We start from the raw sequence: 13,123 nt of genomic DNA on the forward strand, positions 1-13,123 counted from the left end.
GCCGTCCTTGTGCGGCCGGACGGCGGGGACGGTGGCGGCCCACCTCAGGTTCAACCGGTGGTCGGCCGTGAGGAACTGGAGCTTGGCGTAGTAGCCGGACCGGGTGCGCAGCGCGACCGTGTCGGTCGGATCCGGCGCGGATCCGTCCAGGCTGTAGCCGAACGAGCCGCCCGGGAACCACTCGCGCCTGCGCAGGTCGGCGGGCGTGATCTCCTCGAACCGCCGGTCCACGGGGTCGGTGTCCAGGGCGGCGGGTGCGCGGGAGAGGACCGTCCAGTGGCCGATGTCGGTGGCCTGCACCTGGGCGTCGGCCCGTTCCCGTTCACAGACCTCCCCGGTCTCGAAGCTGAACCAGAAACCCTGCTCCGCCGGGACCGTGCCGAGGTCGAGGACGTCCTGCCGGCCGAACGTGCTCTCGGTCAGTTTGATACCGCGGACGAACAGGGCGGATTCCGCGTAGGCGGGGCAGCGCCCGCCAGGTGGCGTCGCGCCGTCGCTGAACGGCTCGGTGTCCGGTGGCAGGCGCCAGGCGCGGGAGGTGAAGAGCTCGCGGGGGGTGTCGAACCAGCGCCGGTCGAGCCTGACGGCGGTGTATTCGAACTCGACGGTGCGGTCGGTCGCGGTGGGCGCCTGGGCCCCCGCCGGCGGCAGTTGCCGGTCGTCGACGGTGGCCGACGACCACTCGGAGTCGACGACCGCCGCCGGCTCGAAGGAGGTGGCCGCGTACCTGGCACCGTCCGGACTGGTGTCCCAGTCCTCGGCCCTGGCCGGATCGAAGGTGGCCCGGTAGCGCTTCCAGATCTCACTGGGCAGCCGGCTGCCCAGCTCGTCCAGCGTGCGGCGTGCCCGCTCGATCTTCTCCTTGCACCCGGTCGTGCGCCAGTTGTCCTCCGCCGTGTCGAGCGCCGCCTGCAGTCGCGGCCGGTCGACTTCCTTCCATCGTTCGAGGGCCCTGGGGTCCTCGGAGGCGCGGGCCGCGGCCTCGGCGTCCCGGTACTCCCTGTCGGCCTGGCGCCAGGCCGCTTCCATGCGCCGGTAGGCGGCGAGGTCGGCCGACGGCACGTAACGGCCCTTCGACGCCGTGTACAGCTCGTCGTGGGCCTCCTGGTAACGCTTGCGCTCGTCCGGGGACAGGCCGCTGTCGGCGAGTTCCGCGTCGAGGATCTCCCGGTAGACGTCCCACAGGCGGCCTTCGTGCTTCCACGCGTCACCCGACCCCTCCGGGATCATGTTGGCGAGCAGGGAGAACTGGTAGAGGGCCTCGGCCCGGGGCCCGTTCAGGGTCTGGTCGAAGCGCAGGTGGTCGGCGTCGAACACCCAGTCGCCCGGTGGTGCCTTCAGCAGGTGGTCACCTTCGGCGAAGATCTGGCGCAGCCTGGCGAGGACGCCCTGGACCGCCTGGTCGTCCGTCAGCTGGTCGTCGCCCACACGTCCTCCTGCGTCCGGGCCTGCGCTGCCGCGTCTCGGGCGCCCCGTCTCACTCCCATTCGGTGATCTTCGAGTTGGGGTCGGGCATCCTGCCGAACAGGTGGTTGCGGAACCCGATGATCTGCATGCCCGGGATCTTGATCGAAGCTCCGTCGATCGTGCACTCGTACGTGTCCGAGGAGTGGTTGCCGACGTAGCTGCCGCTGACGGCGAACGGGCCCCACCCGACGCTGCCGGACGTCTTGTGCTCCTCGATCTCCTTGCGCGCCGCCTCGGCCAGGGCCTTGGAGGTGATGACGACGTCCTTGACGACGAACATCTGGAGCGGGTACGCCACGAAGGAGCCCTTGGGCGGCTTCCCGCCGTCGGAGGGAACATCGGTCAGCGTGCTGTTCTGCGGCAGTTTCCACACGTGGCTCTCCAGGAACTCGGGGGAGAACCAGGAACGGATGATCTGGACCTGGGTCAGCTTGAACGACAGGGCGAAGTCGTCGACCGACATGTCCTCGCTGTGCTGCTCCGAGTGGTGCTTCGTGCTTCCCTCCGAGTTCCAGAACCCCCAGTTCGCACCGGCGTTCGCCTGCCAGTCCTTCGTGTCGGAGATCTTCTTCTCGCTGATCTGGTAGTGGCTCAGGGAGTACTCCGTCCACCCCTTGGCCGTGGCGAAGCCGCTGGGCACGACCGTGGTGTACTGGAACGGAAGCGGGTCCGCCAGCCCGGTCATCTCGCTGTCCTTGAGGTCCTTGCCGAGCTCCGTGCGCCACGACTTGAGGGAGCGCTCGCCCGTGATGGTGAGCGTGTCGAGGGCGTCCTCGACGTCCTTCTTGTTGCCCTTGCTGACCCAGTCGTCCCAGGCCGCCTCCATCTCGGCCCGGTACGTCTGCCCGTTCAGCTGCCAGTCCAGGACCGACGCCGAGTCCTCCTTGGCCGCGGTGTTGGCGGCGATGCGCTTCAGGTTGTACTGCCGGACGGCCTTCAGGTACTTGTCCTTGTAGTCCTTGTAGTCGCTGTAATCGTCGGTGTCGACCTTGATGTTCTTCGTCGTGCCCTGGGGCGTCTTCTTCGAGACCGTGGTGTACAGGTACTTCTTCGCGTTCTCGATCGCCTCCTTCTCGCTCGAGGAGACCTCGCTCTTCGCGAGCTGCGACTGCTTGAGGATCTGGCCGTAGACCGTGCTGAGCCTGGAACCGTCGTCCAGCTTCCAGACGCCGATGCCGTCGTACACGCCGTTGGCGGACGGAATGAAGTCCACCAGGCGGGCGAAGTTGTAGGCCTGCAGCGCGAGACGCTTCGTCTGGGCGCTGTCGGATCCCACCAGTCCCTGCTCCGCGAAGTCGAAGTCCCCTTCGTCGAAAGGGAGTCCGGGCGAGCACCAGGTGATGAAGCTGTCCTTGTCCACCGGTTTCGTCTTGCTGTCGAATCCCGACAGGATCTCGTACAGGTTGCTCCTGAACGCACTGCCGATCTCGCTCAGCTTGTTCGCCATCGCGGGTGTTCCTCCATTGCCGGGACAAGAGGTTCGTGGCCGATCTGGTGGGGGACGCTACGGCACCGGTATATCCGTGTCACGAACGCGAACAGGCTTTCATGCGGACGGCGGTCAGTCGGCCGATGGTCTGAAAACCATCAACTCCCGTGCTCACTCGGGTCGAACCCGCCTGCCGCGGAGGCCGGTTGCGGCACTCGTCCGCGGTGGCGGGACGCCCGTCACCGACCGTGCTCACCACCCCCCCTCGCGCGAACCGAGCAGCCCTCGCCATTCGCCCGAAACCGTGCCTACGGTGGAAGTACCAGGGTCTGCCCGTACGTCGCGTACCGCCGGACGCGGGCTGCGACCGTGACTCACGGTCATCACCGAGGGGGCGAGATGCGTCCGGGCAAGGCCAGACGTCCAACGGCAAGGAAATCCCATGGCACTGCCCTCCACCGTCCGAGCGGGCGCATGGCTCCCGTCGGACCAGAACTTCCTGCGGGACTGGCTGGACGACCTCATCGAGAGGGTCAAGGAGAAGGACCGGCTGGGCAAGACCGAGGAACTGAAGCCGTCCGTCGCGCGGCTGCGCGACCTGATCAACGGCGATCCGAAGATCTACATGCTCTTCAACGACATGCTGTGGCAGCTGTCCCACCGCGAGACGCCGACCGGCTTCCCCCAGGTGAAGACGGTCGACCAACTGCTGCGCCTGTTCAACGAGGCCATCCAGAGCGCGCCCGCGTTCAACACCTCCGGACTCGTCGGCTTCCCGATCAACGCGATCCTGAACTGGGCCATGGGCACCCAGGCCGGGTTCGCCGCGTTCCTCGACGACAAGGTCAACGCGGCCCTCAGGTACATGCTCCACGAGTGGAGCGTGTACCTGGAGAGCCCGGAATCCACCTACGTGCTCAACGACGACCCGGAGACCGGCTGGTTCGGCGAGAAGGCCCTGGCCGCGATGCCGGGCTTCGCGCAGACCTTCGTGTGCGACCCCAGCGCCCCGCACTACGGGTTCACCTCGTGGGACGACTTCTTCACGCGCAGGCTCCGGGAGGGCGTGCGGCCCGTGGACACCGACCCGGCAGTGGTCACCAGCGCGGCCGAGTCCGTGCCCTACCGGCTGGCCCACGACGTCCAGCTGCGGGACACGTTCTGGCTCAAGGGCCAGCCGTACGCCCTCGACTTCATGCTCGACTCCGCCCACAAGGGCGCGGACGAGCCGAAGCCCGACGCGTACGTCGGAGGCACCGTCTACCAGGCGTTCCTCAGCGCCCTCAACTACCACCGCTGGCACAGCCCCGTCGACGGCACGGTCAGGGCCGTGCGCAACATCCCCGGCACGTACTACTCCCAGACGCCCGCGGCCCTGTGCGACACCGCCGCCCCCGACCTGTCGCAGGGGTACATCGCCCACCTCGCCGCCCGCGCGGTGGTCTACATCGAGGCCACGAAGCCGGCCGTCGGACTGGTGGGCTTCGTCGCCATCGGCATGGGCGAGGTGTCCTCCTGCGACGTCACCGTGGAGCCCGGCGACCGGGTCGAACGCGGCGAGCAGATCGGCTCGTTCCACTACGGCGGTTCCTCCCACTGCCTGGTCTTCGGCCCGGGCGTGGACCTGGACTTCATCAAGGTCCCGGACGACGAGAACGTCCTCGTCAACGCCAGGGTCGCGACGCTGATGCGGTGAGCCGGCCCCTGAACGAACGCCTCGGCCCGCCTCGCGGGTCGGGGCGTTCGTTCAGGGAATCGCCTCAGTCGCGCTCGCGCGCCCGGGGCTCAGGCCGGCGGCAGGAGGGGCTGCTGCTGGGTGATGCAGTGGGCGCCGCCGCCGCGGTCGAACAGCGGCCGGGCGTCGATCCCCACGACGTCGCGCCCGTAGGCCTCCCGCAGGATCGCGTTCGCCGCCGCGTCGTTGGCGTCGTCGAAGGTGCAGGCGACGATCGCGTCGTTGCAGACCACGTGGTTGATGTAGCTCCAGTCGAGCCACTCACCACACCCGTCGCGCAGTGTGCTCGGCGCCGGGACCTCGGTCACCTCCAGTGGCCGGCCCCGGGCGTCGGTGGCCTGCCGCAGGAGTTCCACGGCCCGCCGGGACACCTCGTGGTCCGGGTGTTCGGGGGCGCGCTGGCTGTGGACGAGGACCTGGCCGGGGGCGGTGAAGGTGGCCACCAGGTCGACGTGTCCGCGCGTTCCGTAGCGCTCGTAGTCGCGGGTCAGCCCGCGGGGCAGCCAGATCAGCGCGCAGGCGCCGAAGATCCGGCGGAAGCTCTCCTCGACCCGCTCCCGGGTCCACCCCAGATTCCGGTACGGGTCCAGCAGCACCGTCTCCGTGACCAGGAACGTCCCCTGCCCGTCGGTGTGGATCCCGCCGCCCTCCGCCACCAGTTCGGACGGGACGACCCGCGCCCCGACCTGCCCGGCGATGGCGGTCGCCACCCGGGCGTCCCAGGCCCAGCGGGCCCAGTCCTGGGCTCCCCAGCCGTTGAACACCCAGTCGACCGCGCCCAGGCGCGCATCGGCGGTATCGACCACGAAGGTCGGACCGGTGTCCCGCGCCCAGCCGTCGTCGTGCTCCAGCTCCAGCAGGTCCGCGCCGTGCAGCAGCCGCTTGGCGTGGTCCTTCTCACTCTCCGTCACCAGCATCGTGACCGGCTGCCCGCCGTGCGCGACGATCGCGTTGGCCACCTCGGCCCAGGCCCGGCGCGCCTCCTCGGGGTCCTCACCGAGGCTGTAGCCGGGGGTGGGCCAGGCCATCCAGGTCCGCTCCTGGGGCTCGGTCTCGGCGGGCATGCGCCACCCGCCGTTCGCCGTGTCGCTCATCACTCCTCCGTCCCGCTCCGCGACACCGCACGAACACCCTCACGCCGAAGTGGCCGAAGGAGAGTGGCCACGGCACGCCGCCGAGCCCGTTCTTCGCTTCCCCCTCCTCCACCCTAGGAACGACATCCGCCGCCGACCACCCGCGACGGACGCCGTTGCGGCCCCACCCGCACGAACCGGCGCCGGCGCACCCGCGCCTCGGCGTCGGCCGACGCGCACCTCACACAGAGTCAGCGCCAGGCGCCACGCTGGGTGACGGGCGGCGCGCCCGCCCCCGCGGCCGCAAGTCGCCCGCGGGCCCGGCCCGTTGCGCGAGTCGCCGCGGGCGCGCGTCAACACGCCCTTCGATAGGCTGGACGTCCTCAGCGCCGTCGGCGGCCCGGGCCACCCCAACCGTCCCGCAGCACCCCCGCCACGGAGGTCAGCGCATGACACCCCCCGAACCCTTCGACGTGGTCGAGGCCCCGATCGCCCGACTCCGGACCGCACTGGAGGAAGGGCGCACCACCGCCGTCGAGCTGGTGCGCGCCTACCGGCAACGCATCGCCACCTACGACGCACCGGGCACACCCACGGCCCTGAACGCCGTCGTGGTCCACAACCCCGAGGCGCGGGCGGAGGCGGAAGCCTCCGACGCCCGCCGCGCGGCCGGGCGGACGCTCGGCCCGCTGGACGGAATCCCGTACACCGCCAAGGACAGCTACCTGGTGCGCGGGCTCACCGCCGCCGCCGGGTCACCGGCGTTCGCGCACCTGGTGGCCCAGCGTGACGCGTTCACCATCGAGCGCCTGCGCGCCGCCGGCGCGATCTGCCTGGGGCTGACGAACATGCCGCCCATGGCCAACGGCGGCATGCAGCGAGGCCTCTACGGGCGCGCGGAGAGCCCCTACAGCGCCGACCACCTCACGGCCCCCTTCGGCTCCGGTTCCTCCAACGGCTCGGGCACCTCGACCGCGGCGAGCTTCGCCGCGTTCGGGCTCGGCGAGGAGACCTGGTCCAGCGGACGCGGCCCGGCCTCCAACAACGCGCTGTGCGCCTACACGCCCTCGCGCGGGGTCATCTCGGTGCGCGGGAACTGGCCGCTGGTGCCCAGCATGGACGTGGTGGTTCCCCACACCCGCACCATGGCCGACCTCCTCGAAGTCCTCGACGTCGTCGTGGCCGACGACACCCGGACGCGAGGCGACTTCTGGCGCGTCCAGCCGTGGGTGGGGATCCCCAGGGCCGGCGACGTGCGCCCCGAGTCCTACCCGGCGCTGGCCCCCTCGGGCCCCGACGAGGCGCGTGCGATCCTGCGCGGCATCACGCTGGGTGTGCCGCGCATGTACGTCAACGCCGACCCCGAGGCGGGCACGGGCACGGGGCCCAGGATGGGCGGCCCCATGGGGCGCCGCATCTTCACACCGGCCTCGGTGACGGCCCTGTGGGCCGCGGCCCGCGCCGACCTGGAGGCCGCCGGTGCCACCGTGGTCGAGGTCGCCTTCCCGGCCGTCAGCAACTACGAGGGCGACCGCCTCGGAGCCCCCACCATCGCCGAGCGCGGTCTGCTGCCGCCCGAGTACCTGCACATCGAGGTCGCGGAACTCGCGGCCTGGTCGTGGGAGGACTTCGTCGCCGCCAACGCCGACCCGAAGCTCGACACCATCGCCGACGTGGACGGGAATCGGATCTTCCCGCACCCCGAGGGCGCGCTGCCCGACCGCTACGACGGCATGGACGACCGCATCGCCGACTACCCGCGACTGGCCCGCGAGATGGACGGGGCCCCGTTCACGAAGCTCCCGTTCGTGGCCGAGGGACTCAGAGGACTGGAGCTCACACGCCGCCTGGACGTCGAGGACTGGATGGCCGAACTGGGCCTGGACGCGGTCGTGTTCCCGGCGGTGGCCGACGTCGGCGCCGCGGACACGGACGTCAACCCGCGCACCGCCGACCACGGTTGGGCCAACGGCGTGTGGGTGGCCAACGGCAACCTGGTGCCCCGCCACCTGGGGATCCCCACGGTGACCGTGCCCATGGGCACCATGGCGGACACCGCGATGCCGGTGGGGCTCACCTTCGCCGGGCCCGCCTACCGCGACACCTTCCTGCTGCGCCTGGCCGCGGCCTTCGAGGCGACCGGGCGGCGGCGCACCGAACCCCCGCGTACGCCACGGCTGTAGGGCCGTGCCGGGCCGGGAGCGGTCCGGGCCCGCGTCATCGGTCGGACTCATCCGGTTGGGCGGGGGATGCGCACGTACAGGGCTCCGCTGCCTCGGCGTTCGATCCACGGGCCGGTGCGTACGGCGCCGCCGCCGTCGTGGACGGTCGTCCGGTAGCGGAACCTTCCCGAGAGCTTCGCCCCGTTGGGGGGAAACACCATCCACCGGCGTGGCCGGTCGTCGTCCCGGTCCGGCCACGCGAAGCCGGCCGTGTGCGTGTCCTCGGCCGTTGCGAACCACACCTCGGCGCTCTCGCCGGCCCGCAGGCCGGGCAGCAGCCGGATCGGGTGCACGTCCAGGTGGCTGAGCATGGCGGGCGAGACGTCGATGGCGATGTCGTCGAACGGCCGGCCGTTGGACACGGGGTCGATGTAGAGGTTCCAGTCGTCGCTGCGGCTCAGCACGAAGAGCTCGGTGTTCACGGTCGGCGGATGGCCGACGCGGATCATCCGCCGCGCATAGGTCGTGTTGGGGGTCCAGTCCTCCATCCCCGCCGGAATCTCTTTGACCGACTCGTAGGGCACCCACTTCGTCGTGAAGTACCACGGCGGCGGGTCTTCCTGCGGGGGGCCCGGCCGGAGGCAGCTCCAGCTGTGGAGGGTGAACTTTCCGGTCTCGTCGGGGTACCAGCACGACACGGCCAACGCCTCGAGGCCCGGGTTGTCGAGGACGTGGACGGGGCGGAAGACCCGGGTCAGGTCGTGCCGTTCGTCGTCCGGGTAGACGTTGAAGAAGTACGTCGACGGCTCGCGCCGGATCTCGTCGAACTCCGCGGTGAAGCGGGTGTCCAGGGTGAGGCTCCGCAGGTAGCGGTAGCCGCCTTCGCTCGTGTGCGCCAGGGCCGGCTTTGGCGGGTCGTCGGCGGAGACCTGCCAGTTCGGCCCCCAGGGGTTCGGGGGCCCGTCGGCGGGCCCGGTCAGCGCGGTGCCCGTCACCGGGGGGCCGTCCAGGACGGCCCCCCGTGCCAGTTCCAGGAAGTACGCGTCCGCGCAGCCGGTGTGGTCCAGCAGACGGCTGCGGTACGGGCCCTTGGCGGGGACGGTGTCGTCCGTCACGGAGTCCATCGTGAGGAGGCCGTCGGCGCGCAGTCGGCCGACCGCCTGGCTGAGCGCGTCGAGGGTGAGGAGGGTGCCGGTTCCGCTCTCCTTGGCCGTGGCCAGGAGGCCGGAGCGGATGGCGCGCCAGTCGCCCTGGGCCGTGAGGCGCCGCACGGGGGCGGTGAACTCGATGCCCAGGCTGCGGTTGACGGTCAGCGGCGCGGTGCCGTCGACGATCGCCTCCTCCAGCCACTGGGTGTGGATGCGCCCCATCAGCGTGGTGTAGGTCCGTGCGTCGGTCGACGACATCGGGCCGCTGGTCGCGCCCTGGGTCTCGCAGTACCAGGGGGTGATCCCGGCGAGGGTGCGGGCGGTGCGGTCCGCCCGGGCCGCGATGTTGGAGAGCGTGGTGTGGGTGTACTGGAAGGTCAGCGGGACGAAGTCGTCGCGGTTGTAGGAGGTCCAGCCCCAGTAGGGGTCGTCCTTGGGGCAGGAGAGCAGGAACGCCCGCAGGGCGTCGTCGACGGCGGCCTCCGACGGGTCGGGCGCCAGGGTGAACCGGAGGATGCCGCAGACCTCCTGGTCGTCGATGTCGCGCCGGGGGTAGCGGGTGAACCGGAAGCCGTAGCCGGTGGAGGTGCGGCCGAGGTGGAGCCGGCCGGGCATCCAGTGGAAGACGGATGCCCGGCCGGGTGCCCGAGCCGGATTGTCCGCGTCAGGGTAGAAGACGAAGCTGTGTCCGCCGGCCTCGTGGGTGCGGACGCCGGCGATCTCGGTCGGGCCCTTCACGGCGGCCTCCCGTTACGCCTGGGAGTTCCTGAACCGGAAGGTGACCCCCGGATCGTTCTTCTTCGGGACCCTGACGCTGAGTTTGTCCGTGGTGCTGACCTGGTAGGGGGACGTCCACTCCGAGTCCTCGGCGAGGTCCGTCACGGTGACCTTGTAGCGGTACCGGAACTTGTGGGTGGGGTCGACGGGGTAGACGACCCAGTGGCGTTTGAGGCTGATGTCCGCCTGGACGCCGATGAAGGTCGCGGACGGCCGGTCGAGCGGCTGGTCGTCGTCGTCCACCGGTTCGAGCACCAATTCGAGGTACCAGTCCTCCTTGAACAGCTTCTTGGTGCTCTTGAAGGCGATCTCGGTCGAGGCCATCCTGGCGGACTCGCCCCGGACCTCGACCAGTTCCTCGTTGAGCGGGGTGCCGTTGGGGCTGGGGTCGATCTCCAGCGCCCCCAGGCCGGATTCGAGGTGGGCCACGACGTAGTCGTCGTTCGGGTCGGGTTCGTCGAAGTGCACGGTCCGCTTGACGAAGGTGACGTCCGGCTTCCAGCCGACCGGCGGGTTGGTGACGTCCGTGAGCCGCTTCTGCGCCTGCCGGTAGGTGTAGACCTCCGGTTTGTCCCCGGTGGCCGGCCGGGTGAAGACGTGGCCCTCCCAGAGCAGCTGCCCGTTCTTCTCGGGGTAACCGAGCTGGACGGAGAGGCTGTTGAAGATCCCGGTCTGCCACTTGACGATGGGCACGCAGTTGCGGACCAGCTTGTGGGGGTAGTCGTCCAGGTAGATCAGCGGGAAGTACTTCTTCTCCGCCTCCGCCCCGCCGGACGCCATCTCCTGGAGCATGCCGTCCAGCGAGCTGGAGACCACGTGCGTCTGCAGATGGCTGAACTGACTCGTCTCCTGGTAGCTCAGCTCCAGCGTGGTGCTCTCCATGCCGGCCTTGAGGGCGACGGCGAAGCCCCACGGACTGGCCCCCGAGGCCGAGGAGGACGCCTCCGCCGCCGTCTCCTTCGGTGCCGCGGGTTCGAAGATGACGCGGTTGGCGAGCTCCAGGAACTTGTCGACCAGCAGGTCGGAGCGCTCGCTCAGCTGCTGGGCGACCTTGTCGGCGCCCGGGAAGTTGCCGGGCACCTTGATCTCGACCTTGACGTCCCCGCTCTTGCGCAGTTCGTCGAAGCGCGCCTTGATGTCGGCGCTGACGAACCAGCCGTGGGCGGTCGCGTGGGCGGAGAAGTGCTTGTAGATCGACGACCAGTTGCCGGAGATCTTCAACTCGACCTTGGGCGTCCACATCTGCACCTGCATGACGGAGGACGCGAAGACGGGGCTGGTCGTGGTGCCCTGGAAGCCGGCGTAGAGGATCTGCGACGGGTAGTTGCCGACCAGTGCGGCGAACGCGTGCTCGGCGGTCGGGTCCATCCCGGCCTCGCCCGCTCCCTGCAGCACCCAGTACCACTTGCCGATGTCCCCGTCGTTCTCGGGGGACCCGCGCAGGAGCAGCTCCTCGTCCTGGTCGGCCAGCTCGCCGCTGGTGACCAGTTCCGGCGCCGCGCCGTCCCGGCCCTGCACGAAGTAGTGGAATCCCTCCTTGGTGAGCGTGATGTCGGACAGCGTGATGTTGTTGGACATCAGCACCACGGGGGAGAACTCGGGCGTCAGGCCCTTGTGGTCCCACAGCCCGTTGGAACTGCCGTTGGTCTTGTCGATGAGCTGCTTCTGCGCGTCCTTCATCGCCTCCGCCGGGATGGCGGCGGTGGTGGTGAGGCTGAGCAGACCGCCGACCGTCTCGCCCGAGGCCCTGGACCCGGATCCGCCCTCCCCGCCGTTTCCGGACCCCTCCCTCGTGGGGTTCGCGATGCCGCCGACGAAGCGCAGCAGGCTGAACTTGAAGTCGCCCTTGTCGCCGTCGCGGCGGGCGACGCGCAGCTGCGTCGGGATCCAGTAGTAGTGGGGGTTCTTCCCCTCCTTGACCAGGTCGTAGTTGTTGGCGTCGGGGAAGAACGTGACGTAGTAGCCCTGGGAGGTGATGGCCTGGGTTCCACCGGCCATGGTGGGACCTTGCGGGTCGGTCATGGATGACACCTTGCGTGAGGAGCGGAAGCGGGGCAGGCCCGCCGGGGCGGGACCCAGCCCCTCCGTTCCCGTGGCGCCGCGCCCGGGAGGCTGATGCGTAGGCAAACCATCCCAATGGCGCGACCTCCGGCCCCGAACGCCGGACCTCCTGGCCGTACGCGGTCCCGAACGCCGTGAACCGCGGGCCCGGACCGCGTGTGGTCCTGGCCCGCGAGTTCCTGGCCCGCGAGTCCCTGGCCCGGTGCCGGCGGGTGCGTGCGCCGTGCTACGGGCGGACGGTGAGCACCAGCTTTCCGGTGACGCGGCCCGTCTCGCCCTCGGCGTGGGCCTTCGCGGCCTCGGCGAGCGGGTAGGTGGCGGACACGTGCACGCGCAGCTTGCCGGAGGCGGTGAGCGAGGCGATCGCGGCCATGCCCGCCTGGTCGTGCTCGACCAGCAGGGCCTTCGCGCGCACGCCCAACTCGGCGGCGCGGTCGTTCACTTCGCCGAGGTCCTGGGGCAGGATCGTCACCAGGACGCCGCCCGGCCGCAGCGTCTCCAGCGAGCGCAGCCGGTCCGCTCCGCCGAGCGGGTCGAGGACGACGTCGATGTCGCGGGCCTCCTCCACGAAGTCCGCGGTGCGGTAGTCGATGACCTCGTCCGCGCCCAGGCCCCGCACGAAGTCGTGCTTGGCGGCGGAGGCCGTGGCGATGACGTGCGCGCCGCGGGCCTTGGCGATCTGCACGGCGACGTGTCCCACGCCGCCGGCCGCCGCGTGCACCAGGACCCGCTGCCCCGGCCGCACCCGGGCGGTGTCGACGAGGGCCTGCCAGGCGGTGAGCGCCACCAGCGGAAGCGCGCCCGCCTCGACGTGGCTCAGCGCGGCGGGCTTGGGCACGAAGGCCCGGGCCGGGCCGGCGACGTACTCGGCGTGCGACCCGGCCCCGTACGGGTAGGGCAGCATGCCGAACACCTCGTCGCCCGGCGCGAAGAGCGAGACGCCGAGGCCGACCGCCTCGACGATGCCGGAGACGTCCCAGCCGAGCGTGTACGGGGGCTCGCCGAGGAAGATGCCGCGCTCGCGGTGCTTCCAGTCGGTGGGGTTGACCCCGGCGGCGTGCACGGCCACGAGGATCTGGCCGACGCCGGGCGCGGGGCGTTCGACCTCGGCCTCGTGGAGGACGTCCGGGGCGCCGAGGGTGTCCTGGGTGATCCGTTAACTCTTCGCCGCAGTCCCCGGCCTTCAGGCCGGGGCAAGGTGGTCCCTGTTTCGGGGCCGCGAAGCGGCGCGGTTCGCTTGTCGGTGGTGTGCGCTAGGTTGATCGCGGCTG

At 70.5% G+C, this 13,123-nt stretch carries 8 protein-coding genes; 2 read left to right on the forward strand and 6 right to left on the reverse strand.

All coding sequences use genetic code 11. The annotated features are described in order from the left end of the window. Together J0670_RS00170 and J0670_RS00175 are read right to left on the reverse strand one after the other, a co-directional pair. Positions 1 to 1,428 (reverse strand): hypothetical protein (locus J0670_RS00170; RefSeq protein ID WP_207808366.1); only part of this gene is annotated, 1,428 nt, incomplete at its 3' end. 49 nt (positions 1,429 to 1,477) lie between these two features. Then, positions 1,478 to 2,914, reverse strand: a complete 1,437-nt coding sequence (locus tag J0670_RS00175) for a hypothetical protein (RefSeq protein WP_207808368.1) — start codon at positions 2,912 to 2,914, stop codon at positions 1,478 to 1,480. 424 nt (positions 2,915 to 3,338) lie between these two features. Here J0670_RS00175 and J0670_RS00180 point away from each other — a divergent pair, with 424 nt between their 5' ends. Further along, entirely contained in the window at positions 3,339 to 4,592 is a 1,254-nt protein-coding gene (locus J0670_RS00180) for a phosphatidylserine decarboxylase family protein (protein WP_207808370.1), read from the forward strand. Between the two features lie 89 nt (positions 4,593 to 4,681). Here the strand turns inward: J0670_RS00180 and J0670_RS00185 are convergent, their stop codons facing one another. Continuing rightward, complete coding sequence (locus J0670_RS00185; RefSeq protein ID WP_207808372.1) at positions 4,682 to 5,725, reverse strand: agmatine/peptidylarginine deiminase; 1,044 nt, start codon at positions 5,723 to 5,725, stop codon at positions 4,682 to 4,684. Between the two features lie 428 nt (positions 5,726 to 6,153). Between J0670_RS00185 and J0670_RS00190 the strand changes: the two genes are divergently transcribed. Next, positions 6,154 to 7,887, forward strand: coding sequence for an amidase (locus J0670_RS00190; protein WP_207808374.1), 1,734 nt, complete (start codon positions 6,154 to 6,156; stop codon positions 7,885 to 7,887). Between the two features lie 47 nt (positions 7,888 to 7,934). On the opposite strand, the gene J0670_RS00195 is transcribed toward J0670_RS00190, so the two are convergent. The 3 genes from J0670_RS00195 to J0670_RS00205 all read right to left on the reverse strand — a co-directional run bounded on the left by J0670_RS00195 (position 7,935) and on the right by J0670_RS00205 (position 13,005). Next, positions 7,935 to 9,752, reverse strand: coding sequence for a hypothetical protein (locus J0670_RS00195; protein ID WP_207808376.1), 1,818 nt, complete (start codon positions 9,750 to 9,752; stop codon positions 7,935 to 7,937). A 12-nt stretch (positions 9,753 to 9,764) separates the two neighbouring features. Continuing rightward, complete coding sequence (locus tag J0670_RS00200; protein ID WP_207808378.1) at positions 9,765 to 11,813, reverse strand: hypothetical protein; 2,049 nt, start codon at positions 11,811 to 11,813, stop codon at positions 9,765 to 9,767. A 265-nt stretch (positions 11,814 to 12,078) separates the two neighbouring features. Continuing rightward, the gene (locus J0670_RS00205) at positions 12,079 to 13,005 is read right to left on the reverse strand and encodes an NADP-dependent oxidoreductase (RefSeq protein ID WP_207808419.1); all 927 of its coding nucleotides are present in this window, start codon (positions 13,003 to 13,005) and stop codon (positions 12,079 to 12,081) included. Positions 13,006 to 13,123: the final 118 nt, after the last annotated feature.

The sequence above is a fragment of the Streptomyces sp. FH025 genome (assembly GCF_017427025.1).
Taxonomy (GTDB): domain Bacteria; phylum Actinomycetota; class Actinomycetes; order Streptomycetales; family Streptomycetaceae; genus Kitasatospora.